Source organism: Streptomyces sp. NRRL B-24484, from assembly GCF_000717715.1.
GTDB lineage: Bacteria > Actinomycetota > Actinomycetes > Streptomycetales > Streptomycetaceae > Kitasatospora.
Map to the genome: position 1 here is coordinate 1 of NZ_JOAI01000133.1, position 944 is coordinate 944.

Below are 944 nucleotides of genomic sequence, written 5' to 3' on the forward strand. Positions count from 1 at the left end.
TCAGGGGCGCGACGAGGTCGGCCGGGTCGGGGGTGCCGAGGGCGGTGGTGAGGGCGGCCTGGGCTGGCCGGGCCCGGTGGGTCAGGTCGGTGAGGGCGGCGATCCGGGCGGCGAGGACGCGCAGGTCGGCGGCGTGGTCGCGGGCCCAGGCCGTGACAGTGCGGTCGGCGGCCCGGCGGTCGCGGACGGCTTTGACACGCTCGGCGCCGGTCTCCTCGTCGGCGGAGCCACGGGCGGGTTTGAGGCGCAGGTAGCGGTTCTCGGCGGCCTGGCGGCTGGCGACGCCCATGGGGTGGGCGAGCTCCGCCCAGGTGGCGCCGGCTTTCCGGGCGGCCTCCACGAGTCCGGCCTCCCAGCCGGCGAGCTGGGTGCGCAGCTCGCGCAGCAGCAGCAGGGCGGCCAAGGCCTGCTCGGGGCCGTCCTGAGCCTCGGGAGCGGTGGAGGTCCGGGGCGCGGTGTTCTGGGCGGTGCGGACGGCGTCGTCTATGGCGGCCAGCGCGGATGCGGCCGCGAGGAACGAGGCGGGCTCGACCGGCTGGGGAGGACCAGCGGCGGGTCTGCGGGACTTCTCACTCATGCAGTCACTCTATAGGCGACATGCCAACTTGTCGTCGAATGGATGACGCGCTACAAAGGTGTCAGGTGAAGCGCACTGGCACCCATTCGATCCATGGAGGTGTTTCGCGATGCTGCTGCGCACTGACCCGTTCCGCGAGCTGGACCGGCTGACCCAGCAGTTCCTCAGCACGACCGGCACCTGGTCCCGGCCGACGCCGATGCCGCTGGACGCCTACCGCGCGGGTGACGAGTACGTGATCTGCTTCGACCTGCCGGGCGTCGACCCCGAGGCGATCGACATCGACGTCGAGCGGAACATGGTGACCGTCAAGGCCGAACGCCGCCCGCGCCAGGAAGGCGAGGGCGTCAAGTGGGAGCTGTCCGAG

At 72.6% G+C, this 944-nt stretch carries 2 protein-coding genes; one reads left to right on the forward strand and one right to left on the reverse strand.

Features of this window, described 5'->3' with window-relative positions; genetic code table 11:
- On the reverse strand, positions 1-577 hold a 577-nt coding region (locus IE98_RS0141585), incomplete at its 3' end, for a hypothetical protein (RefSeq protein ID WP_043176421.1).
- Between the two features lie 109 nt (positions 578-686).
- Between IE98_RS0141585 and IE98_RS0141590 the strand changes: the two genes are divergently transcribed.
- A partial coding sequence (locus IE98_RS0141590; RefSeq protein WP_030277962.1) for an Hsp20/alpha crystallin family protein occupies positions 687-944 on the forward strand: 258 nt, incomplete at its 3' end.